The 23,241-nt window shown below is 55.9% G+C and carries 18 protein-coding genes; 6 read left to right on the top strand and 12 right to left on the bottom strand.

The window, feature by feature from the left end; genetic code table 11:
* The first annotated feature begins 86 nt into the window (after positions 1-86).
* Entirely contained in the window at positions 87-929 is an 843-nt protein-coding gene (locus UB90_RS20705; protein ID WP_009175586.1) for a PhnD/SsuA/transferrin family substrate-binding protein, read from the top strand.
* Positions 926-3,238, top strand: coding sequence for a response regulator (locus tag UB90_RS20700; protein WP_065327067.1), 2,313 nt, complete (start codon positions 926-928; stop codon positions 3,236-3,238). The genes UB90_RS20705 and UB90_RS20700 overlap by 4 nt, the downstream gene beginning before the upstream one ends.
* Positions 3,239-3,270: 32 nt before the next feature.
* Here the strand turns inward: UB90_RS20700 and UB90_RS20695 are convergent, their stop codons facing one another.
* The 3 genes from UB90_RS20695 to UB90_RS22630 are packed head-to-tail and all read right to left on the bottom strand — an operon-like array spanning position 3,271 to position 5,302.
* On the bottom strand, positions 3,271-4,080 hold the full coding sequence (locus tag UB90_RS20695) for a metal ABC transporter permease (protein WP_065327068.1): 810 nt from the start codon (positions 4,078-4,080) through the stop codon (positions 3,271-3,273).
* Positions 4,077-4,826 (bottom strand): metal ABC transporter ATP-binding protein, encoded by a 750-nt coding sequence (locus tag UB90_RS20690; RefSeq protein WP_009175641.1) that lies wholly within the window; start codon positions 4,824-4,826, stop codon positions 4,077-4,079. The genes UB90_RS20695 and UB90_RS20690 overlap by 4 nt, the downstream gene beginning before the upstream one ends.
* 5 nt (positions 4,827-4,831) lie before the next feature.
* Entirely contained in the window at positions 4,832-5,302 is a 471-nt protein-coding gene (locus tag UB90_RS22630) for a transcriptional repressor (protein ID WP_074712669.1), read from the bottom strand.
* A gap of 104 nt (positions 5,303-5,406) precedes the next feature.
* Here UB90_RS22630 and UB90_RS20680 point away from each other — a divergent pair, with 104 nt between their 5' ends.
* Complete coding sequence (locus tag UB90_RS20680; protein ID WP_065332073.1) at positions 5,407-6,471, top strand: zinc ABC transporter substrate-binding protein; 1,065 nt, start codon at positions 5,407-5,409, stop codon at positions 6,469-6,471.
* A 151-nt stretch (positions 6,472-6,622) separates the two neighbouring features.
* Here the strand turns inward: UB90_RS20680 and UB90_RS20675 are convergent, their stop codons facing one another.
* The 9 genes from UB90_RS20675 to UB90_RS20635 form a co-directional block, all read right to left on the bottom strand.
* Positions 6,623-7,648 (bottom strand): trans-3-hydroxy-L-proline dehydratase, encoded by a 1,026-nt coding sequence (locus UB90_RS20675; RefSeq protein ID WP_065327071.1) that lies wholly within the window; start codon positions 7,646-7,648, stop codon positions 6,623-6,625.
* 15 nt (positions 7,649-7,663) lie between these two features.
* A complete protein-coding gene (locus UB90_RS20670; protein ID WP_065327072.1) occupies positions 7,664-8,902 on the bottom strand; it encodes an NAD(P)/FAD-dependent oxidoreductase in 1,239 nt (412 codons plus the stop codon).
* 73 nt (positions 8,903-8,975) lie between these two features.
* Entirely contained in the window at positions 8,976-9,902 is a 927-nt protein-coding gene (locus tag UB90_RS20665) for a 4-hydroxyproline epimerase (protein WP_065327073.1), read from the bottom strand.
* Entirely contained in the window at positions 9,893-10,852 is a 960-nt protein-coding gene (locus UB90_RS20660) for a dihydrodipicolinate synthase family protein (RefSeq protein ID WP_065327074.1), read from the bottom strand. Before UB90_RS20660 ends, UB90_RS20665 begins: the two co-directional genes overlap by 10 nt.
* A 292-nt stretch (positions 10,853-11,144) precedes the next feature.
* Entirely contained in the window at positions 11,145-12,434 is a 1,290-nt protein-coding gene (locus UB90_RS20655) for a TRAP transporter large permease (protein ID WP_065327075.1), read from the bottom strand.
* On the bottom strand, positions 12,431-12,988 hold the full coding sequence (locus UB90_RS20650) for a TRAP transporter small permease (RefSeq protein ID WP_065327076.1): 558 nt from the start codon (positions 12,986-12,988) through the stop codon (positions 12,431-12,433). Before UB90_RS20650 ends, UB90_RS20655 begins: the two co-directional genes overlap by 4 nt.
* A 161-nt stretch (positions 12,989-13,149) precedes the next feature.
* Positions 13,150-14,148, bottom strand: a complete 999-nt coding sequence (gene dctP, locus UB90_RS20645) for a TRAP transporter substrate-binding protein DctP (RefSeq protein WP_065327077.1) — start codon at positions 14,146-14,148, stop codon at positions 13,150-13,152.
* 661 nt (positions 14,149-14,809) lie between these two features.
* Positions 14,810-16,654 carry a methyl-accepting chemotaxis protein gene (locus tag UB90_RS20640; RefSeq protein WP_065327078.1) on the bottom strand — a complete coding sequence of 615 codons (1,845 nt, stop codon included), beginning with the start codon at positions 16,652-16,654 and terminating at the stop codon, positions 14,810-14,812.
* Between the two features lie 37 nt (positions 16,655-16,691).
* On the bottom strand, positions 16,692-17,261 hold the full coding sequence (locus tag UB90_RS20635) for a hypothetical protein (RefSeq protein WP_081285634.1): 570 nt from the start codon (positions 17,259-17,261) through the stop codon (positions 16,692-16,694).
* A gap of 336 nt (positions 17,262-17,597) precedes the next feature.
* Here UB90_RS20635 and UB90_RS20630 point away from each other — a divergent pair, with 336 nt between their 5' ends.
* The 3 genes from UB90_RS20630 to fdhF all read left to right on the top strand — a co-directional run bounded on the left by UB90_RS20630 (position 17,598) and on the right by fdhF (position 23,199).
* Positions 17,598-18,485 carry a LysR family transcriptional regulator gene (locus UB90_RS20630; protein WP_065332072.1) on the top strand — a complete coding sequence of 296 codons (888 nt, stop codon included), beginning with the start codon at positions 17,598-17,600 and terminating at the stop codon, positions 18,483-18,485.
* A gap of 113 nt (positions 18,486-18,598) precedes the next feature.
* Positions 18,599-20,287, top strand: coding sequence for an NAD(P)H-dependent oxidoreductase subunit E (locus UB90_RS20625; RefSeq protein ID WP_065332071.1), 1,689 nt, complete (start codon positions 18,599-18,601; stop codon positions 20,285-20,287).
* A 137-nt stretch (positions 20,288-20,424) separates the two neighbouring features.
* Positions 20,425-23,199 (top strand): formate dehydrogenase subunit alpha, encoded by a 2,775-nt coding sequence (gene fdhF / locus UB90_RS20620; protein WP_065327081.1) that lies wholly within the window; start codon positions 20,425-20,427, stop codon positions 23,197-23,199.
* Positions 23,200-23,241: the final 42 nt, after the last annotated feature.

Genomic DNA, 23,241 nt, shown 5'->3' with positions numbered 1-23,241 from the left:
AAGCGATGAGATTGGAGAGTTTCATGCCTACGGCATACTCGTTTGGACGACGTTCACAGACTGAGTCGCCTCTACGTTGCGATCTTGTGCAACTGTTCGCCACCGCTATAGTTGCGTTGATCATTTGGCTCGCGCCTGCATCAACCGTTCGCGCTGAGATTGAGCTTGTGTTTGGCACCTACGCCGCTGACAAGCCCTCCGCTACTGTGCGCAAGTATCGCCCCTTCCTGACATTTCTGGAAAATCGGATGGAGGCCAGTCTGGGCGAGGAAGTGACGATCGGTCTGAAAATCTCCAAAGACTATGAGTCCAGCATTGACGATCTTGTCAGTGGACGCGTCGATTTCGCGCGCTTTGGTCCAGCATCCTATGTCCATGCAACAGATCGCAATCCGGGCATATCGATTATCGCGATGGAATCCAAAAAAGGCAGTAAGCGCTTTAAAGGTGTGATTGCGGTGCACAAAGACAGCGATATAGAAAGTGTCGAAGACCTCGCTGGCCTTTCATTTGCCTTTGGTGATGAACTGTCGACCATTGGACGTTACCTGTCCCAAGCCTATCTGTTGGATGCCGGTATCTCCGCCAACGAGTTGCACGGATACGAGTATCTGGGGCGTCATGATCTGGTTGGAGAGGCGGTTGGGGCCGGTAAGTTCAGCGCGGGTGCTTTGAAAGAAAGCACGTTCAAAGAGCTGGTGGCTAAAGGAGTCCCGATCAGGGCGTTGGTGTCGTTTGACAACGTAACCAAGCCTTGGCTCGCGCGTGCTGATCTGGACGAAAGAGTTCTGGAGGCGATGAAATCAGTCATGCTGGCTTCTCAGAACGAAGAAATGGTGAAACGCGTCGCCAAAAACGGATTTCTAGCGGGTAGCGATGATGACTATGATTTTGTCCGGCGCGCAATGAAACGGAGCAGCGACTTTTGATAGCGCCACTGCGCACACTCCTACAAAGCAAAGGGATCTTGTCCCAGATCGTCGTGTCGATGTCGCTCGCGGCGCTTCTTGTCGTGGTCGCGGTGGGAGGTGTTGCGCGGCGCTATGAGGTCGAGCGGGTCAGCGAGCAATTGAGTGAGCAGGCCAATTTGACGGTCTCGCTCCTGAGTGGCCTCATGCTTGAAGCGATTATCGTCGAGGACGTCCCGGTGCTGGAAACCGGTCTGGTCGAGGCGATCACGCGCTACCCCAAGATCCTATCGATTCATATCGAGAATGGTGAAGGGGAAGTGATCGCGGAGGCAGCCAATAGTTCAGCAGACGAGGCTGAGGGCTATGTGATGTATCGCCGCCCGGTCGAATTCGAAGGCTTCGTCTTTGGCACAATGGTCGTTCAATGGTCGACCGAAGAAGGGCGTGAAATCGTTCTTGATAAAGTGCGCCAGACGATCACTTGGACGGTTCTGGCGGTGATCGCAATGTCGCTGCTGATGCTCTATTTGGTGTACCGGTTGGCTCTCAACCCGCTGCAGATCGTTCATGCGCGAATGTCGAATGCAGTAGCCGGAGCAAAGACGGCTCATTCTTCGCTTCCGTGGTACTCAAGCCGAGAGTTTCAGGCGTTGAATGTTTCGGTTGGCGTTCTGGAAGATAGCTTTGCCGAACGTGATGAGCGCGAGCAGGCATTGGAGCGCGCACGCGAACAAGCCGAAATCGCGAGCCGTGCCAAGTCTGAGTTCCTCGCAAATATGAGCCATGAAATCCGCACCCCTATGAATGGTGTGATCGGCATGGCGGAGGTTTTGCGAGAAACCAAGCTCACGCCAGATCAGGAAATGTACACTGATACGATCGTCAAATCGGGCAACGCTCTTTTGACTATCATCAACGATATCCTCAATTTTTCGAAAATTGAGGCGGGCAAGCTAGAGTTGACGCAGGCGACCTTCAACCTGCGTACCGTGGTTGAAGATGTGGTTATGCTTTTGGCTCCAAAAGCGGCCGAAAAGTGGGTCCAGCTCACGCTGCGGTATGACCCGGACCTTGTGGAATTCTATGACGGTGATGCGGGTCGTATTCGACAAATCATCACCAATGTGGTCGGCAACGCGGTCAAATTTACCTCGCAAGGATCGGTACATATCGATGTGACCGGGACTTTGCGCGGCGAAGAAATGGACCTGCGAATTTCTGTGGTGGATACAGGAATTGGCATTCCAGCAGAGAAGCTAGACCGGATTTTCCATGCCTTTGAGCAGGTGGACGGAGCCGCAACTCGCAGCTTTGAAGGGACAGGGCTCGGGCTTGCGATCTCGACCCGCCTTCTTCAACTGATGAAGGGTCGCATTCATGTGACCTCTAGCGAGGGCAAAGGGTCTGTCTTTACGATCGACATCACATTGCCAACGAGCGACCGCGCCCCTGTTGCGTTCTTGCCAGAGCAACCTGTTGCCGGGCTGCATGCCCTGATCGTAGATGATCTGGAACTCAACAGGCGCATTCTGGGTGAAAGGCTGCGCTCCTGGGGCCTGCGTGTTACAGAAGCCGCCTCGGCGATGGAAGCCATGCTGCATCTGGACGAGATGCGGGACGCGACGGACACCTGCGATCTGCTTTTCCTCGACTTCAACATGCCTGACTGTGATGGCTACGAATTGGCCTTGCGCATTCGAGGCTTGCCGAATGCGGCGCGGGTTCCGATTATCGTGATTTCTTCTGTTGATCCGGCGTTGTCACAATCCATGTTGGCCGACATCGGATCTTGCCATCAGGTACTGAAACCCGTGCGTGCTGATCAGCTGCGCGTGGTCATCAGTCAGGCTCTGGGTGGTGAGGCAAGCGGAAATAGCCGCGATAGATCTGATGCTGGCAGTCCAAAGCTCGGTAAGCGCATCAAACTTCTGATGGCAGAAGACAATCGTACCAATCAGGTGGTTGTCACCCGCATGCTCAAGAATGAAAACGTGGACATTACGATCGCGGCGAATGGGCAGGAAGCAGTTGAGATGTACCTCAGAGACGAGCCTGATCTAATCCTCATGGACATGATGATGCCAGTGATGGACGGGCTTGAGGCGACTGAAGAAATCAGACGACTTGAAAGCGAAGGCGATCAACCGCACGTCCCGATCATTGCCCTGACGGCCAATGCGTTGCAAAGTCACGAAGAAGCATGTTTGGAGGTTGGTATGGATGATTTCCTCAGTAAACCGATCCGAAAGCAAGCTCTGCTTGAGACTTTACACAAGTGGTATGATGTTCGAGCGGATGCTGCACCTGCACGGCAGGTTGAGGCCTGAGCGAAGGTGCTCCCTGCGCGAGCATGACAACATTATGGACGGCGTAAGCTGCGTGCGATCACGGCAACCAAGCTAGCTGCTGCAAACAGCGCCGTTCCCGTGCTGACAATCGTTGGTCCTGTCGGAGTGTCTGCACTAAAGGACATATACATCCCTCCAATCACAGAGCCGCAACCGATCAAAACCGCTAAAAACGCCATGCGTTCGGGCGTGGTTGAGAATATTCGCGCGGTTGCGGCGGGGATCAGTAGCATCGCGGCAATCAATAACACTCCGACGACTTTGATCGCGACAGCAACGACCACAGCGAGGGCGAGCGTCAGAACAAGTTGCTCACGTTGCGGATTGATGCCCGATGCTTGCGCAAGTTCCGGGTTGAGTGTCGCGGTCAACAGCGAGGACCAGCGCCACCACATCAGCGAAATGACCAACAACGCGCCTGACCAGACGACGGCCAGATCACCGCGGGACACCGCCAGAATGTCCCCAAAAAGATAGGCCATGAGGTCGACGCGTACGCCTTGCAAAAAAGAAACGGCAACCAAGCCGAAGGCCAACGCGCTATGAGCCAGCACACCAAGCAAGGTATCCATCGCGTATCCACGCCCGCTCAGTGTGGAAATGGTACTGGCCATCAGCAATGCCGTGACAAGCACCCCGCTGAAAATGGACACATCAAAAGTGAGTGCCAGCGCGACGCCCAAGATCGAGGCATGCGCCGTGGCATCGCCAAAATAAGCCATGCGTCGCCAGACTACGAAACAACCCAATGGGGCGGCAGCGAAAGCGACGCCGATGCCGGCGAGGGCAGCTCGGATCATAAAATCATCCAAGAAGGTCATGCGTGTTCATGTCCTTTTCCAACATGATCGTGGTCGCAATCATGGCTGTGATCGTGCTCATGCCGGTACAACGCGAGAGCACCGAGCGTGCCCGTGCCAAACAGAGCCTGATATTCTGGTGCACTCGCGACTTGTGCTGGTTCCCCCTCACAGCACACATGCCCGTTCAAGCAGATCACGCGATCAGAGGCCGCCATGACGACGTGAAGCTCGTGGCTCACCATCAGGACCGCACAGCCAAACTGCTGACGCACTGTCTCGATCTTCTGATAAAATGCGGCGGATCCGGGCTGATCCAGCCCCTGCGTTGCTTCGTCCAAGATCAACAGGTCCGGTTTGGACAGCAGCGCACGCGCAAGCAGCACGCGCTGCATTTGCCCGCCCGACAGACCTGTCATTTGCCTTTTCCTCAGACCAGAAGCACCTGCATCTGAAAGCGCTGCCTCTGCTTCGTCTGGGCTGATGCGGACGGGCAGGCTCAGGAAACGCTCGACTGTAAGCGGCAATGTCGGATCAATATGAAGCTTTTGGGGAACGTACCCGATGCGCAGATTTTCTGCGCGCTCAAGTGTACCCGCGCTCAGCGGGATGGCACGAATAATCGCGCGCAAAAGCGTGGATTTTCCTGACCCGTTGGGGCCTAGGATCGTGACGATTTCGCCTTTGTCGATGTGGAAGTCGACATTCTCCAGTGCAGGCGCTCCGCTGTGGCGGATGGTGGCCTGCCGCAGCGTGACGAGACGCATCTCAGCTACCCTTGGCACTTGGGGCACAGGCCCTCTGCTTCGATGACGGCGCGTTCAATAACGAACCCGGCGGCGCGTGCTACATCTCCCAATTGGCCATGCATGGGTTCACGCTGCGCTTCTGCAACGCTGTCGCACGATCTGCAAATCATAAACACCGGAGTATGAGTTTCGCCGGGGTGCATACAGGCAATAAAGGCGTTCAACCGTTCGATTTTATGTACGAAGCCGTGTTTCACCAAAAAATCGAGCGCGCGATAGGCGACTGGCGGTTGCGAACCAAGGCCTTCGTCTCGCAGGAAATCCAAAATCTCATAGGCTCCCAAAGCGCGATGCTGCTGGAGAAGGATCTCCAAAACACGCCGGCGCACTGGGGTGAGCTGCAAACGATTGGTTTTGCAGAAATCCTCGACAGTCTGGAGCCCGCCGGAAATGCAGCGGTTATGATCGTGAGAGGTAAAGCCGACGCTGTCCATGGGGCCTCCTTCGAGGGCGGTCAATTGGGGATTGATATGTTACAACATGCGGTTTATCAAGCGGCAAAGACGTTATGATATAACACAGCACTGGAGCCTGAATCGTGCCCAAATCAGTATTGTCCGCTCTCTTTCTAAGCGTGTCCGCTCTGCCTGTTCTTGCGGAGGCACCGCGAGTGGTCGCGGATATCGCGCCAGTACAAGGTTTGGTTGCCCGTGTAATGGCCGGCGTTGGAGAGCCTGACCTGCTGGTTCCTCCGGGGGCTTCACCGCATGGGCATAGCCTGAAGCCTTCTGATGCGCGCGCTTTGTCTTCGGCCGATGCGGTGTTCTGGGTCGGAGATGCGCTGTCGCCCTGGTTGGAAGGCTCGTTAGAAGAATTGGCGTCTGATGCGCATGTTGTGTCTCTGCTTGAGGCACCGGGGACTTTGCAGCTGGAATTCCGCAATGGAGCGGTCTTTGCGGCAGACGGTCATGACGATCACGGGCATGATGACCACAGTCACGATGACCATAATCACGATGGTCACGATCACGCCGATCATGACGAACACGCGCATGACCATGGTGATCACGACGCACATGGCCATGATCACTCCGATCATGACCATAGCCATGGGGGGCATGATCATGGGGATCACGGTCATTCGCACGAAGGTGTCGATCCACATGCATGGCTCGCGCCCCAGAACGGTAAGCAGTGGTTGGCACTGATCGCCGAGGAACTTTCAGAGATTGATCCTGCCAACGCCGAAATTTACCAGAGCAATGCGCTTGCGGGGCAGGCTGAAATCGACGCAGTTGTCGAACAAGTGAAGGCCGACCTAAGCCAAACACAAGGTGAGTTTGTCGTCTTCCATGACGCCTATCAGTATTTTGAACACAGCTTTGGTGTGTCCACGTTGGGGGCGATTTCGCTCGCGGATGCATCAGACCCCAGCGTTGCACGAATTGCGGAAATTCGGGATGCAATCGCGGAGGCGAATGTATCCTGCGTGTTCTCCGAGCTGCAATTCAATCCCGGTCTCGTCGCGACCGTCGCGGAAGGGCGCGATGTCAAATCGGTTGTGATTGATCCCCTCGGTACTGAAATTGCACCGGGTGCATCGTTTTACACGGATCTATTGAGTGACATCGGGGCAGATTTTGTCGAGTGCTTGTCGCGCTGATCGAATTGCCCATTGATTGTGTTGTGCTGGCACCGCGTGTTCGTGGTGCCAGCAGCGGCTCTACACAGTTCGATGAAAACCAGTGTTATCAACGCCTGATAGGGCTTGCACTGATTGGGCTGTGACAGAGATTGCAGGGTTTCCTTAATAGTCACGCCCCCCACGTGTCGGAGAGACGGTAACCGCCCGGCCATGGGTCTTCTGGATCGAGCATATGTTGATGAACCCCTGTCACCCAACCTCTACCACTGATTTCCGGGACAATGGCTGGCCGATCCCCAACCTCGGTATTGTCCAGAATGCGACCGGAAAACCGTGATCCGATGATCGACATCGCATCAAATGTCTGGCCGATCTGCAATTGTCCACGCGCGGCCATCAATGCCATGCGTGCTGAGACGGCAGTGCCAGTTGGTGAGCGATCCACTTTACCTGGCTGAATTGCGACTGCGGATTTCCCGGTCAAGCCTGTGTCTGTTGGCGTAAGTGGCCCAAAAAAGGCACAAAACGAGATGTGATCCCACTCGGGATTTTCGGGATGGCGAAAGCCCAGTTGCGCGTTTGCGGCGTCAGTGATGCGCACGCCAAGGCGGGCAATATCCTTAGCCTCCGATTCAACGATCTCGAACCCCAACGCCTGAGCATCAACCACCACAAAACTGTCGCCGCCATAGGCGGTATCGACGGTAATGGTGCCGAGACCTTCGACCTCAAGCGGGACTTGCAGCTTATCTGCAAAGCTTGGCAGGTTTTGCACAAAAATCCGCTGCGCTTTGCCATTGCTGCATTCGGCACGAACTTTGACCAGCCCACCCGGCGCTTCTAGCACCATGTGGGTTTCCGGCTCCTGCATAGGAACAAGCCCACCGTCCAGCAGAACCGTAGAAACGCAGATTGAGTTCGAGCCAGACATGGGCGGGGTATCTTCCGGCTCCATGATGATCCAAGCGGCGATGGCATCGGGATGTTTGGGAGGAACGAGCAGGTTCACATGGCGAAACACGCCGCCGCGGGGCTCGTTCAGCACAAAGTTGCGTAATGTCTCGTCTTTTGCGATGAAATTTCGCTGCTCCCATAGTGTTTCACCCGGAGGCGGGAGCACTCCGCCTACGATCACATCACCGACTTCGCCCTCGGCATGGGCTGAAATTACGTGAATAGTCTTAGTGCTGCGCATAGATAGCTCCCTCAGTCAAAAACGGTCAGCCCGATAGGGTGATAGCGAAATCGCGCCCTTGGTGCCCGCGATCATATCCCGCACGATTTCGGCAGTCGCGGCAGATTGCGTCAGTCCAAGGTGCCCGTGACCAAAGGCGTAAATCACATTGTCTGTCTTGGGAGATGAGCCAATGACGGGGAGTGTGTCCGGGATAGATGGGCGGTATCCCATCCATTGGGTGCCGCCTGAGGTATCCAGTCCTGGCAAGAAACGACTGGCCTTTTCCAACAGAACCTCTGCACGCTTGTAGTTGGGTGGTAACGTCAACCCACCCAGCTCTACCGCGCCACCGACACGCACGCCGCCGTTGATGCGGCTGACGACAAAGCCATGCGCGCCAAATGTCAGATGGGTGCGGACATCGAATGCGCCTGCGGGCAGAGTGGTGTTGTAGCCGCGTTCAGTCTCCAGCGGGATGCGATCACCTAACGTTCGGGCAAGGTGATGCGACCATGCACCTGCCGCCAATACCACTTTATCTGCGGTGATGGTGCCTCCCGCGTGGGTAAGTTCCACTTGGGATGTAGTTGAAGAGATAGATTTTATATCGCACTGCAGGATTTCGCCGCCAGCGGCCTGAAAACTTTGCGCCAGATGCCGCGTCCAGGCTTTGGGGTCGGTGGTATTGATCCAGTCAGGGGTGAATCCTGCATGCGTAAACCGACGGTCAAGGCCGGGTTGGATCTCTGCAATCTCTTCTGGGGTTCGCAATAGATCATATTTAATGCCGTAGCGGCCGCGCAGTTCCCATCCGGGAAGGCTCTCGCGAAATTGCGCTTCACCTTCGTAGAGTTGCAATTGTCCATCGCGCTGAATGAGATGTTCGCCATCCGTCGATGCGATTTGCCGTTCGAGAGCGGCTTTGGACAGATCCATAAGCGCGCTTTGAGCGGCGACTGAGGCATCATGGCGATCTCGCCAGCTTGCACGCCAAAACCGCAACATCCACGGCGCGATCTGCAGCGCATACCGCGGAGGGATCGAAAGCGGCCCCAGCGGGTCGAGCAGCCATTTTGGGGCCTTGCGCATGATACCGGGCGCGGCCAAAGGCATCACATCAGTAAAGGCAAAAGCGCCCGCATTGCCCTGCGAGGTTTCGGCAGCAACCCCGGTGCGATCAAGCACCCGAACCTTGTGCCCATGCCGGATCAGCTCAGCTGCGATGCTGATCCCCACGACACCTGCACCAATGACAACGATATCCTGCGGCATGGTAATGCGCCTTTTAAGTCGGTGAAGTGATTGAGGGCGGTGAGAACGGCCCCTCAGTTCTGATGAAACCCGGTTATGTGATCCCGGCTCTAAACGGATCGTTTGATGCAAAAAGCAAAGTCGCCTCAGCCATCACGTAAGCCTGTCCTCTTATTTTGGGGATGATCCCGCCGGACGGGCCGTTATGGTACGACATCGTGTAGGAACTGCCAATCACGCTCTCCAACACGATTTCTTCACTCTCTGCCAGCTGCCCGGCTGCCGCCAGGCAGGAGATAAAACCAGAGCTGCCTGTGCCGCACGGAGAGCGGTCGTATTCATTGTCAGGGCAGAGCACGAAATTGCGCCGCAGAGTTGCTGTGTCGGGGCTCGTACCACTCAGGATAACATGATCTACGGGCTGACCAGCGGGGCCGCTTATGGCGGAGCGATGGCAGGCTTCTCTGATCGCAATCGACAGGTTCGTCAGTGCAGGGATGTTGCCAGTGGTGACCTCCATTGGCGCATCAGCGATGAAGAACCAATTGCCACCATAGGCCATATCGCCAGTGATTACTCCATGGTCGGGCACTTCAACGCTGACAGCGTGATGAATGCGGCGGCTTTCGATGTTGGTGACCGACACTGTATTGGCGTCATGTAGTTCGACCGTGACCACACCTGCGGGAGTTTCGATCTTGTGGATACCTACCTTGATACGGCCCATATGAGCGAGCGTCACCGCTAGGCCAATCGTGCCGTGCCCGCACATGCCCAGGACGGCATCCGCATCAAAATAGATCACACCGGTCACGCATTCGGGATCCACCGGCTCTACCAGTAGGGCCGCGACCATTCCGGGTTGCCCGCGCGGTTCCAGCAGGACGGAGTTGCAAAACTCCAAGTGGTTTTTGGACAAGGCTTCAGCGCGCTCACCAAGCGGTCCCGATCCAAGATCGGGACCGCCATCAAGAATAACCCGCGTGGGCATCCCGCCGGTATGGCTGTCGATTACATGCATTCGGCGATAATCCCGCCCTGTTTGGACCAATCGGCAAACCAAGCGCGGAACAGGTTGTATTGCTGCTCGCAGTAGTTTCGCTGTGCGTCGGTGAGCGCGTCGGTCTCGATGAAATGAAGGCGATATTCGTCTTCGCCGTTCAGAACCAAGAGGTACTTGTAGTAAAGAACCAGATCGGTGCCTTCGTCAAAGCTTGCCAGAACGCCAAAGGCTTCTTCCAGTTGACGTGCACGCAAACGCGCCTCAGCGTGGCCTTCGGCAGCCTTTTGCGCCAGTGCGGCAAGCAGCAGTGCTTCTTTGGGCAGGGCGGTGCCGATCCCGGTGATAGATCCGGTTGCACCACAATTTACAAAGCCATGATAAACCTCGGTGTCAACTCCGACCATCAGTGTGACCTGATCGTCCTGGCTCGTGATGTGCTCTGCCGCGTAACGTAGATCGTCCTTGCCGCCGAATTCTTTGAAGCCGATCAGGTTCGGGTGTTCTGCGCGCAAAGCAAAGAAAAGTTCCGCACGTGTGGCGAACCCGTAGACGGGGCTGTTGTAAATGATTGCGGGCACATCAGGGGCGGCGGACAGGATCGCCTTGAAATGGTGTTTTTGCGCCGTTGCGGACGTGCCGCGCGACAAAACTCGCGGGATCACCATCAGGCCTGCAGCGCCAACTTTCTGGGCGTGTGCAGCCAGCGAAACGGCGGATTTTGAGTTGATCGCGCCAGTGCCCACCACGGTCGGCACGCCAGCTTCGATCAGGCGTTCGACGCCGGTCATGCGATCTTGGTCGCTGAGCAGTGGCCAGTCGCCCATGGAGCCGCAATAGACCACCGCAGACATGCCTGCCCCGATCATTTCTTTGCCCTTCTTCACCAGAGCATCAAAATCCGGAGTGCGATCCGCCTTACAGGGGGTCATCAGTGCGGGCATGGTGCCCGAGAAAATATTCTGAGACATGAGTTCTCCTATTTGCTGAGGCGGACCGGAAGCCCAGCCAACCGTATTGAGAATCTGGCCTGAGCCACAGCAAGTGCCTGAATTCTCGATAATCTCTCGTAGGTCTCGACGTAGGTCTTAGACCCTACATCAAAGGCTTACCGCATTATGTATCCAAAATCCAATCTGTTTTAACGCCACCACCAGAATTTTTCCCATGTGACGTTCCTTGCACCATTGGTGCCCCAGAAACGTAAAAGCCGACGCGCTGCGCCGGCTTTTAATCAGAGTAGGCTGTCGCTCCGGGACGCGATCAGCCGAGTAGCAGTTCCGGCAGCCACAAGGCGACTGACGGAACAAAGGTTGTCAGCATGAGGGTCGGAAGCCACGCAAAGACGATGAAAATCAGCGTTGGCCAGAGCATCTTTGCCACCGGGGTCTCTGACACTTGTGCCCCAAGATAGAGCAGAGGTGCAGTGGGTGGCGTGATATTCGCCATGCCGAGATTTACACCGATGACCGCAGCAAAGTGGATCGGGTCCATCCCGACACTCTGCGCGATAGGCAACAAAATGGGCGTCGACAGGAGCAAACCGGAGATATCATCCATGAGCATGCCGATCAGGATCATCACGACATTGATCATCAGGAGGATCACGATGGGATTGTCAGAAACGGAGTAGACCATTTGCTGGGCGATTTGCGGTGCGCCCTGAGCGATCAGATTGTCCGAGACGATCAGCACCATGAAGATCATGATCATCACCACGCCAATCGTAATGCCTGATTTCTGGAATGTCTCCATCAGGCCTCTCCAGGTGAGACCGCGATAGAAATAGATCGCGACCGGGATTGCATAAACGACGGCAATCCCTGCGGCTTCGGTCGGGGTCATGATGCCACCATAGATGCCGCCAAGGATGATGATTGGCATCATCAAGGCAGGCCCTGCGACTCGTCCTTGTGCTTTCAGAGCAGGGAAGAACGGGGAAGGGCGCTCTGACAGTTTGATTTCATCATGTTTTCGCAACATGAAATGGTTGGTGATAATCAACAGCGTGATCAGGATGAACGCAGGGATCACCGTAGACAAAAAGCATTTCAGGACGTGCTGTTGCGCCACCCAACCATAGAGGATGTGGTTCGCGCTCGGCGGAATCAAAAGGCCCAGCGGGCTTGCTGCGACCAGCAGTGCAGCTGATTTACCTTCCGGGTAGTTCGCTTTTTTTAGGTGCGGCAGCATGATGCCGCCAATGCATGTTAACGTTGAATTTGCGCTGCCCGCGATTGAGCCGAATACACCACAAGCCAATACTGCGGCGGCACTCAGACCTCCCTTGAGGTGACCGACGAACATCTCCGCAATGGCAACAAGCGGCGCTGCGATGCGGCCACGCTCCATCACGCCACCTGCGATCATAAACAAGGGGATGGCAAGCAAGACCAATGAGCGTAAACCCGTTGCCCCGGTCGGGAGATAACCAGTGATGGATTGATCTCCAAATACGGCGATGAACATCAATACTGCGCCAAAAGCGACAAAAACGCTGACGCCCAGCAGTAGCATGACGCAAACGATGACGAGACTTCCGACGATGATCATGATGCCACATCCTTTTTGAGGTCAGATTTAAGTGGCAGGCCAAGCCCCTTACGTATGTGCACATAGAGATAGGCGGCGGAGAACATTGCCATAAATCCAAAAGCGATCATGATTGCAATTCGCCAGGAGACGAAAGGAATGCGAAGAGCAGGGGTTGCTCGCAGACGAGGAAAAGAGAAATCATCAGCAAGCGATACGTAGCAGGCGTAGACGATGAAAACTGTAACCACGAGTTCGATCATCAGGACTGCAAAGCCGCGCCACCAGATCAGGCGCGGGTTCTTTATCACAACTTCCAGAATATCGGCGTTGATGTGCAGTTTGCGTTCTGAGGCCAGCACAGCCCCTGCAAAAAAACCCACGATACTGATTGCGAGCAGCCATTCTTCGTAGGCAAAAAGATCGCCGCTAAATCCGTATCGGACGACGACGACCGCCCCGAAGGTCAAGGCCATCATTGCCCCGGAAAATACCACGAGGACCTTCATGAGGAACATTGCCCAGTTCATCGGTGCCCCGATGAAACGCGGCAACTCATCTGTGATGCGTGCCATCTCCCCCCCTTTTTATTATTGCTTTGAGTCTCTTGTGCGCTGAAGTGCTGATGCACAATTGGGGCTCTTGCAGCCCGCTTTGGTGCCTCATTCTGCCAGAAAACTCTATGTCATTAGATGCCGGCAGGGGCAGCAATTGATGCCGCCCCTGCCGTGCCGAGTTATTGAACAGCTGCCAAGACTTGATCAATTACGTCTTTGCCAACAGCGCTTTCCATAGTGGGCCAGATCGTTGCGCGCACATACTCAGCCATCGCTTTTTGATCTTCATCGTTGAGCTTCAGAATAGTGTAGCCACTATCGATGAGTTTTTGGCCGAAAGCGGCATCATTTTCGCGGTTATATGCGAAGAAATCTGCCGAGGCTTTGGTCATCGCTGCTTGCACAACTTCACGCTGCTCGTCGTTCAGTTTCGCCAGGGTGCGCTCTGAACCGTAGTAAAATGTCTGCTCCAGCAGAGAGTTATACTCGATGAAGTGTGTGCCGACATCCGACTTTGCGAAGATCGAATAAGTCGCCGTTTTGGTGCAGCAGATCGCGCCGTCTACAATGCCAGACTGAAGCGCGGGAAAGATGTCACCCCAAGCCATGGTGGTGGCACGGTACCCCAGTGCCTCAACTGTGGATTTCACCGCGTTCGAAGACCAAACACGAATGTTCATGCCTTTGTCTTCAAAATTGTTCCAGTTGTCCGGCTCTTTGGACGCAACGATGCCGACGAAGCCTTCGGGGTTCGCTGCCATCACGCGGATACCATATTCGTCAGTGATATCCTGCAAAATGCGATTGTAGTCCGAATCCATATCTCTCAACACGCGTTCCATGTCGTCGTAGTTGCTGACGAGGAATGGCATGTTGAGGAATTCAAGCCGCGGGTCAGTGTCCGAGTAGATGAAGGCAGATGCAAAATCGATATTGCCGCGTGCCACGTCTTCGAACAGGGCTTCGCCGGATCCCAATTGGCTAGCGGGAAAGACAGTCATGTCGAGGCCAACATTGGCTGCGTTCACATCGGCTGCCACCTGTTCCATCATTTTTGTACCCTGATGGTCGATGGGAAACACGCCTGCAAAGCGCAGTTTGATGTCATCGGCGAGAGCCGGAGCCGCAAACTGAAGGGCCACCGAGCTGACGGCCACTGCTTTCAAAAACACGTTCATTCCTGAGTTCTCCATGTTGTGAGATCTTTGATTTTTCATTGTGTGTGCCGGGGTTCTCACCGTGCCGTTCATCGTTCGCACAAGACACCACAACACTTTCAGCGGGGTGCCGCGCAACGGAGCCGTTGCTTCAGATGGGTGCATTTTGTCGGGCTGGCTGTCCTCTCCAACGCATCTGCGTTTGTTATACTTATAAAGTATCCAAAATCCAATAATTCTGAAGGAGGCCGAGAAATTTCCTTAGCTATCTGATTTTAATGATAATTTTTTAGTTATGAGCTTGGTGTCGGAAGGTGACGATGTCCATTGGTTGTCGTCTGAAGCAGCTATTCGCCTCGAAAGCTACTTTTAGTAGATGTCTTCTGCCTCGGAGGCGTTACGCTCTTTACGCTGGAATTTTATCGCACAGTTGCAGTGGGTTGAGCCACTAGGGACAAGCGAGAGAAAGAGAGCAGCGGCATGTCTGATTCTACCCAACAACACGGCATGAGCCCCAACGGATCGCGCACGCGCTCACGCATCCAAGGGAATACGCGTGATCAAGTGGCGCACGCTAAACAGGTTTGTCGTGATCGAAATGAATTAAGCGGCCGCGCTTATGACTGGCGGCCGCTTTGAAACTAGTGTGGTTTCCGCATTCTTAGAGCAAGTGTGAGCAGGATCAGAAATCCTCCCAGCCCACTGCTGCCTTCAATGGAGTGTCAGCCTCTGCTCCTGGCGCGTGTGCGGGCGAGTCTAACGGCTCTGATGTGGATTGCATGGCAAGATCTGCGACCGTTTCGGCCTGCGGCTCAGGTGTGACCTGATGTTGTGCGCCATTTGTTTTGAAGACAGCAACAACGCGCGCGAGCTGGGCAGCATCGTTGCGAAGCACCTGGCTGGCAGCTGTCGTTTCTTCGACCATAGCGGCGTTGTGTTGTGTTACTTGGTCGAGCTGAGACACGCCAGTGTTGATCTCATTCAACGTGGTCGATTGTTCCTCTGCACCGGTGGCGATGCCACTGACATGACCTGAAATCGTCCCCACACGGCTGACGATCTTATCCAGTTCCTCGCCCGTGCGGCCGACTAGGCGAACACCTTCGCCTACCTGCTCGGTGCTTTCGACGATCAGATGTTTGATTTCTTGGGCCGCGTCAGAAGAGCGCTGTGCGAGCGCGCGCACCTCGGAGGCGACGACCGCAAAACCGCGTCCTGCTTCCCCCGCGCGGGCGGCTTCAACGCCAGCGTTCAGCGCGAGCAGGTTTGTTTGGAAGGCGATGTCATCGATAACTGTCAAAATTTTCGATATCTTGACGGACGAAGCCTCAATGTTGGACATCGCTTCGACGGCGTCGGTCACGACTTTGCTGCTTTGCTCGGCCGTGGCGCGGGTTTCGTCCATAATGCCTTCGACTTCACGTGCCCCTTCGGCTGCTGAACGTACGCTGCCGTTCAGCTGTTCCATCGCGGCAGCGGTCTCTTCCAATGTGGCTGCTTGGCTCTCCGTGCGCTGGGAAAGATCAGAGGATGACACACTGATTTCCTCGGCGCTTGAGCGGATGCGTTCAGAGCTTTCGATCACGGAATCGATAATGCTGACCATCGTCGCGCGGGTAGAATTAAAGTTGCGCCGCAGGGTTTCGTATTCTTCCGCGAACGGATCATTGATGGCATGAGTCAGATCGCCATCGGACATGCGCTTTAGCGCATTGTTCAAGGCGTCGACGACGTGTTTTTGGTGAGCTTGCGCGGTTTCGCGCTCTTGCTCCATAGCTTTTGCTGATGCGAGCTGACGTTTTAAATCGTCGACATTGCGAGCGATCCGCCCCACCTCGTCTGCGCGCGAAAGATACTGACCCGGCTGAGTGTAGTTCCCCTCAGCGATACTGACAATGCTAGACCCAAGGTCGTTCAGAGGGCCGCTCACCACTCGGCGCAAAATCAAAGAGGAGAGGAATATCATCAGCAGAAACAGCCCCGCACCAACGCCATAGGCCATGAGTTGGTGATTAAAGGCATCTGCCTTCGCTGTTTCACTGGACCAAAGCATGGCCACAGCACCCACCGGAACACCTTTTGAGGTTGTGGCCGGTGCTGCAAAGAACTCGCCATCAGCGCTGGCTTGCGCTGTGTTGGTTTCGATCGCAGCGAGGGCCAATGCAGAAAGCTCCGCAATCTCGCCCTCACCTGCTGTTCCCGTTGACGCCACCACCGCGCCGTCCGTTTTGATCGCGATGCCATGCAAGGAGCGGCCTTCAGACATCTCCATGACGGTAGACAGATCGGCCAAGAGCTTCTCCTGGTCGCCGAAACGGATTGCCCCGCCGCTGCGAGAGGCAACCGAATAGGTTACATTCTCTCCCAGCGTGTACACGCCCTCTTGAACGGTTTGATCGATGATCAATTTGTTTGCGACGATGATAAACGTCGCAGTCACAAGCGTTGCTGCCGTCAGCAGGAGGCTGAGTTTTGCAAAGATTGACCATCCTTTGATGGCGGAGCGTGTGGTTTCGGTGGTCGCCATTGGTGTTACCCGTTCAGTTGCCAGGTGATTTTGAGTGTTACAGAAGGCTTTCTGCATCAACTCCAACTGTGAGCGCACCGATGGGCGCACCTGTGTCCGGATCCACAATGGTCACCGAAATCTGACCCTGATAGCGCTGAGTGGACTCATCGAGCTCCACCTCACTGATGTGAACGCTTCCGGCACCCTTGCCGTATGTATCTTGGAATTTCGCTTCATCGCCCTGCCACATGTCAGAAGTAACCGCAGAAGCGGCGACGTTCAGCCCATGTTCATCCATGATGAAGACCTCAGTCATAGCGCCCATTGACGCCTCAATCCGCGCACGCAGCGCGTCTGAAACCGGGTTGTTCAATACAGGTTCGATGGGGTCATTGGAGGGCGAGCCGACCGAGGCGCGCCATGCCTGATCCATTTCGTCGATTTGAGTTTGGCTGAGACCGGCGTGTGCCTCATTTTGCGCTTTGATGGCTGTGACGATTTCTGGGGCGTTGGCCCAATCGCTGATTTCATCGTCCATATAGGCTTGCAAGGCCGGGGTGAATTCATCTGCTGCAAAAGCCGGAGCAGCCATGAGCAAGGCCGCAAGAGTGGTTACGAGACGCACGATTTAACTCCTTCATGCCGGGGGCATCCGTGAAGATTATGTTCTCTTGGGTTAGCGCAGAGAGTTTACCAGCCGATTAACCCGTATATTTGGCGTTATTTGTCCGTTTGTTGCCGTGTGGCGGGCAGAAATAAACCAGACAGAAGGATATGCTGTCTCAATAAAGAATATCCGGATCAATACCTTATCGAGCCGGTCCTCCTATGGTCAGGCATTGAGGATGGTGCGGCAAGTCTCGTCTAAGTAATGTATCGTTGTGACTGGGCGAGGCACTACGGGGATTTTGCGATGCGCAAAATCAGCATGTGAGGCATCGAATGAGATCAGTAGGCGTTGATGATTGAGCTGAAAGACTTGCAGTTGTTGACGGCACTGGCGCGTCATCAGCATTTTGCCAAAGCGGCTGAGGCCTGCAATATGTCTCAGCCTGCGTTTTCCATGCGCATTCGTGGCCTTGAAGACAAGCTGGGCCTGTCCATCGTGCGACGCGGCAACCGTTTTCAAGGTCTCACCGCAGAAGGTCAGATGATCGTGGAGCGGGCGCGGAGCATTCTGGATGACGCAAAAGCGCTCAATCAGGAGATCGCTGCAGCACGAGGCGAAGTCACTGGGACGTTGATTGTCGGTGTGGTTCCGACGGCGACCTCCTACGCGGCCCAACTTATTGATCGTATGCATCAGGCGCATCCCCGTGTGCTGGTCCGGCTTGAGGTCACAACGTCGCTCAACATTCAGCAGCGGCTTTATGATGGCACGCTGGATGTCGGCGTGACCTATAGCGATAGCGTGGGGCGCGATGATATGAGCGTTCAACATCTCTACGATGAAGCATATGTGCTGTTCGCCTCCGAGCAACTACTAGAAGGTCATGGTCCTGATATATCATGGCAGGCGGCGGCGCAGTTGCCGCTCAGTTTGCTGGAACCACAGATGCAAAACCGGCGCATTCTGGATCGCATTTTCTCGGACCTGAGCTTGCGGCCAGAAATCGTTTCAGAGGCAAGCGGCTTTATGGCTTCCATCGTGATGGCGCGAGCAGGATCGGTTGCCACCATCTTACCACGAGCCCTGATTGAAGCTCTGGGCCCCCTCGAAGGCACTAGGGCGCTCAAGCTGATTGAGCCCGAGCCGTCATGGCCAATATGTTTGGCCTCGATTGAGCGGCAGCCTGAGCTTACTACCATTCGCGCGCTAAAGGGTGTGATTGCTGCAACTGCGCCATAAATCGCTGCGAATGCATCATAAAGAATGCTGATTGCGCCTTCGGGCATTCGAATTTGACCATAGAAGGTGAGGGTGGGATCTCGATGTTCAGGCACCTGAACTGGGAGACACCCATGGCACCTCTAGATAACACCTCCGGAGTCTGGAAATCCGGGCGCGGCAAGGGGCGCAAAACCCCAAAGGGTCGTCAGCTTGATGATCAGGCTCATTCCGAGATCCTTGACCTGCTGGGGGAACGCCCTCGGGATCGCGATCTTCTTATAGAGTTCCTGCACTTAGTTCAGGACAAGTTTGGTTATATTTCTGCAGCGCACATCCGTGCGCTTGCGGAAGAGATGCGCACCGGACAGGCCGAGATCTTTGAGGTTGCCAGTTTTTACGCCCATTTTGATGTCGTCAAAGAAGGCGAGACCCCACCGCCCGCGTTGACGATCCGGGTTTGCGATTCGTTGTCCTGCGAGTTGGCGGGTGCGGAGCAGCTGAAAAAAGCGCTGGAAGAGGGCATGAATCCGGCAAAGGTGCGTGTTTTGCGTGCCCCCTGCATGGGGCGCTGCGATACAGCGCCGGTGCTGGAAATCGGCCACAACCACATCGACAACGCGACAGTTGAAAAAGTTGAGGCCGCGATTGCTGCCGATGACACCCATGTGCATGTGCCGCCTTATGAGATCTATCGTGAATACGCGATTGCCGGAGGTTACGAGGTTCTGAAGAACCTGCGCGCGCATGGCGATTGGGAAGCCGTGCAGGAAACGTTGCTCTCTGCGGGTCTGCGTGGACTTGGTGGGGCAGGTTTCCCGTCCGGTAAGAAGTGGGGCTTCGTGCGCGCCAATGAGGGGCCGCGTTACCTTGCCGTCAATGGTGATGAAGGTGAACCGGGTACATTTAAGGATCGCTATTACCTTGAACGTACTCCGCATCTGTTTCTCGAAGGCATGCTGATCGCCGCGTGGGCGGTCGAGGCAGAAAAAGCGTTCATTTATATGCGGGACGAATATCCGGCGGTCCTGGAGATCTTGCGTCGTGAGATCCGTGCGCTGGAGGAAGCCGGGATCGTCAAGGCAGGCTACATTGACCTGCGGCGCGGGGCAGGGGCCTACATCTGCGGTGAAGAATCCGCGATGATCGAGTCCATCGAAGGCAAGCGTGGCGAACCGAGACATCGGCCACCGTTTGTCGCGCAGGTCGGGATCTTTGGTCGCCCGACCCTCGTACATAATGTCGAGACCCTATATTGGATCGCCAAAATCAACCGCGAGGGACCAGAGTGCCTGAACACGGTTGAAAAGAACGGTCGCAAGGGGCTGCGTTCTTATTCCGTGTCTGGCCGGGTAAAAAATCCAGGCGTACACCTGCTGCCTGCGGGGTCCACCATCCTCGATGTGATCGAAGCGGCGGGTGGTATGCTGGATGGCCATTCGTTCAAGGCCTATCAGCCCGGTGGCCCGTCGTCGGGTCTGTTGCCTGCACATATGAATGACATCCCGCTCGATTTTGACACGTTGCAACCACATGGCTCGTTCATTGGGTCGGCTGCCGTGGTGGTGCTATCGGATCAGGACTCGGCGCGCGACGCGGCGCTCAACATGCTGCGCTTTTTTGAAGATGAAAGCTGCGGCCAATGCACACCATGTCGTGTCGGCTGTGAAAAGGCGGTGAAGCTGATGCAGGCGGAGAAATGGGACCAGTCCCTATTGGAAGAGCTGAGCCAGACCATGGTGGACGCGTCCATCTGCGGTCTTGGTCAAGCCGCGCCGAACCCGATCCGCCTGACCATGAAACACTTCCCCGAGGAGGTGTGAGCATGTCGAGTGTCACATTGAACTCCCGCCCGGCTGATAAGCCGGGCAGCGCCCGACCCGCCCCCATGGGGCGGGCGCTTTGCACCCACCCCTCGGGCCGGTCGCTGCCCTCAACGCAGAACGGGGAGAAATAAGAAATGTCCCAAAAAGTCACCTTTACCCTCGACGGCGAACAGGTCACGGCCGAGGCTGGCCTGACCATCTGGGAAGTCGCCAATGGCCGCGGCCTCAAGATCCCACATCTGTGTCACAAGCCGCAACCGGGCTATCGCTCCGACGGCAACTGCCGCGCCTGTATGGTGGAGATCGAAGGCGAGCGGACCCTCGCGGCTTCCTGTATTCGCGAACCAAGTGAGGGCATGGTCGTCACCACCAACAATGCTCGCGCGACTAATGCGCGTAAGATGGTGATGGAACTCCTTGTGGCAGATCAACCCGCGCAGGATATCGCGCACGATAAGTCCTCGCATATGTGGGATATGGCGGAGTTGAACGGGGTTTCGGAGTCACGCTTTCCTAAGCTGGAAGAGGGGCACATCCCGCTTCTGGATGACAGCCACGTCGCGATGAGCGTGAACTTGGATGCCTGTATTTCCTGCGGCCTCTGCGTCCGGGCCTGCCGTGAAGTGCAGGTGAACGATGTGATCGGGATGGCCGGTCGCGGTCACAATGCCTATCCGACCTTTGATATTGCCGATCCGATGGGGGCATCTTCCTGTGTGGCCTGCGGCGAATGCGTGCAGGCCTGCCCGACGGGTGCGCTCATGCCCGCCACCGTAGTGAATGAGGCTCAGGTCGGTGACAGTGCGGATTTCGACTCTGAGACTGAGAGTGTCTGCCCCTTCTGTGGCGTCGGCTGCAAGGTGTCGCTCAAGGTCAAGGACGGCAAGGTCAAATATGTCGAGGGCATCAACGGTCCCGCCAACGAAGGCCGCCTCTGTGTGAAAGGCCGGTTTGGCTTTGACTATATCCACCACCCGCACCGTTTGACCAAGCCGCTGATCCGCCGCGACGATGCACCCGCCAAGGGGCTGAACGTCGATCCCGGCAACCTGATGACCCACTTCCGCGAAGCCACTTGGGACGAGGCAATGGACCTCGCGGCCAAGGGGTTGATGCGCTTGCGCGATGACGATCCAAAATCCGTTGCAGGGTTTGGTTCGGCCAAATGCACCAACGAAGAGGCCTATCTTTTCCAGAAGTTCATCCGCCAGGGCTTCAAGCACAACAACGTCGATCACTGTACGCGCCTGTGCCACGCGTCGTCTGTTGCGGCGCTGATTGAGAACGTGGGCTCAGGTGCGGTGACTGCGACCTTTAATGAGATCGAGAATGCAGATGTGGCGATCATCATCGGGGCCAACCCGATTGAGAACCATCCGGTTGCGGCGACCTACTTTAAGCAATTCACCAAACGCGGCGGCAAGCTCATCGTGATGGATCCGCGAGGCGTCGGCATGCGGCGCTATGCGGACGAGATGCTGCAATTCCGCCCCGGCGCCGATGTGTCGATGCTGAACGCGATCATGAATGTGATCGTCGGAGAAGAGCTATACGACAGCCAGTATATCCACCGCTGGACCGAGAACTGGGAGGCAGAGAAAGAACACCTGCGCCAGTTCACCCCGGAAAAAATGTCTGAAATCTGCGGTATCGATCCTGAGCAGCTGCGCCGCGTTGCGCGAACCTTTGCGGGCGCGCAAGCGGGGATGATTTTTTGGGGCATGGGCGTCAGCCAGCACATCCATGGCACCGATAACTCCCGCTGCTTGATCTCACTCGCGCTGATGACCGGAAATGTTGGCAAATCCGGCGCGGGTCTGCATCCGCTGCGGGGGCAGAATAATGTGCAAGGTGCGTCGGATGCGGGTCTCATCCCGATGTTCTTGCCTGACTATCAGACCGTCACCTCGGATGACGTGCGTCGTAGCTTTACCGATGTGTGGGGCGGTGGGGATTTCTCAAACGAGAAGGGACTCACCGTGACCGAAATCGTCGATCAGGTCTACGCGGGCAACATCAAGGGCATGTACATTCAGGGTGAGAATCCGGCCATGTCCGACCCGGACGCGGACCACGCGCGCGAGGCCTTTGCCAAACTTGACCTGATGATCGTGCAGGACATCTTTCTGACGGAAACCGCGAACTTCGCCGACATCATCCTGCCGGCCTCGGCCCTCTATGAAAAGAACGGCACCGTCTCAAACACCAATCGTCAGGTGCAACGTGTTCGTCCTGCTGTTGCACCGCCCGGCGAGGCGCGTGAGGACTGGAAGATCACTGTGGAGTTGGCGCAGCGGATTGGGCTGCCTTGGGCCTATAAAGATGTGTCCGAAGTCTTCGGTGAGATGAAGCTCAATATGAAGTCGCTCGATAACATCACTTGGGAGCGTCTGGAGACAGAGACCATCACGTACCCATCACTAAGCGAAACCGATCCCGGTCAGGCGATTGTATTTGGCGACGGCTTCCCGCGTCCCGAGGGGCGGGCCAAGTTCACTCCGGCATCTGTCATCCCTCCGGATGAGGCCCCGGATGACGAGTACCCGATGATTATGACCACCGGACGCCAGCTAGAGCATTGGCACACGGGGTCTATGACGCGGCGCTCTCTTGTACTCGATACGGTAGAGCCGGAGGCTAATTGCTCTTTGCATCCCCGCACGCTGCGCGTCCTTGGTGTCGAGCCGGGCGAAATGGTACGTCTGTCAACGCGTCGTGGCTCAATCGAGATCATGGCGCGTGCGGACCGTGCAGTTGCGGAGGATATGGTCTTTGTTCCCTTCGCCTATGTGGAGGCAGCAGCCAACATCCTGACCAACCCTGCGATCGATCCCTACGGTAAGATCCCGGAATTTAAATTCTCTGCTGTTCGGGTGGAGAAGGCGGTAGGTGAAATCGCGGCTGAGTAAGGGATGGCATCACATGAGGCTTTGTGACGGGCGCGGCGGTTT

Source organism: Tritonibacter mobilis, from assembly GCF_001681715.1.
Classification (GTDB): Bacteria; Pseudomonadota; Alphaproteobacteria; order Rhodobacterales; family Rhodobacteraceae; genus Epibacterium; species Epibacterium mobile.
The sequence above is the reverse complement of the archived record's forward strand: the minus strand, read 5'-3'. Positions and strand labels throughout refer to the sequence as shown.

What these genes read in the sequence shown, in the direction of transcription:
- UB90_RS20625 (WP_065332071.1), top strand. Translation starts at nt 18,599, where the DNA reads ATGGCACCTCTAGATAACACCTCCGGAGTCTGGAAATCCGGGCGCGGC.
- UB90_RS20695 (WP_065327068.1), bottom strand. Translation starts at nt 4,080, where the DNA reads ATGACCTTCTTGGATGATTTTATGATCCGAGCTGCCCTCGCCGGCATC.
- UB90_RS20660 (WP_065327074.1), bottom strand. Translation starts at nt 10,852, where the DNA reads ATGTCTCAGAATATTTTCTCGGGCACCATGCCCGCACTGATGACCCCC.
- UB90_RS20630 (WP_065332072.1), top strand. Translation starts at nt 17,598, where the DNA reads ATGATTGAGCTGAAAGACTTGCAGTTGTTGACGGCACTGGCGCGTCAT.
- UB90_RS20670 (WP_065327072.1), bottom strand. Translation starts at nt 8,902, where the DNA reads ATGCCGCAGGATATCGTTGTCATTGGTGCAGGTGTCGTGGGGATCAGC.
- dctP (WP_065327077.1), bottom strand. Translation starts at nt 14,148, where the DNA reads ATGAACGTGTTTTTGAAAGCAGTGGCCGTCAGCTCGGTGGCCCTTCAG.
- UB90_RS20655 (WP_065327075.1), bottom strand. Translation starts at nt 12,434, where the DNA reads ATGATCATCGTCGGAAGTCTCGTCATCGTTTGCGTCATGCTACTGCTG.
- UB90_RS22630 (WP_074712669.1), bottom strand. Translation starts at nt 5,302, where the DNA reads ATGGACAGCGTCGGCTTTACCTCTCACGATCATAACCGCTGCATTTCC.
- fdhF (WP_065327081.1), top strand. Translation starts at nt 20,425, where the DNA reads ATGTCCCAAAAAGTCACCTTTACCCTCGACGGCGAACAGGTCACGGCC.
- UB90_RS20675 (WP_065327071.1), bottom strand. Translation starts at nt 7,648, where the DNA reads ATGCGCAGCACTAAGACTATTCACGTAATTTCAGCCCATGCCGAGGGC.
- UB90_RS20690 (WP_009175641.1), bottom strand. Translation starts at nt 4,826, where the DNA reads ATGCGTCTCGTCACGCTGCGGCAGGCCACCATCCGCCACAGCGGAGCG.
- UB90_RS20640 (WP_065327078.1), bottom strand. Translation starts at nt 16,654, where the DNA reads ATGGCGACCACCGAAACCACACGCTCCGCCATCAAAGGATGGTCAATC.
- UB90_RS20650 (WP_065327076.1), bottom strand. Translation starts at nt 12,988, where the DNA reads ATGGCACGCATCACAGATGAGTTGCCGCGTTTCATCGGGGCACCGATG.
- UB90_RS20665 (WP_065327073.1), bottom strand. Translation starts at nt 9,902, where the DNA reads ATGCATGTAATCGACAGCCATACCGGCGGGATGCCCACGCGGGTTATT.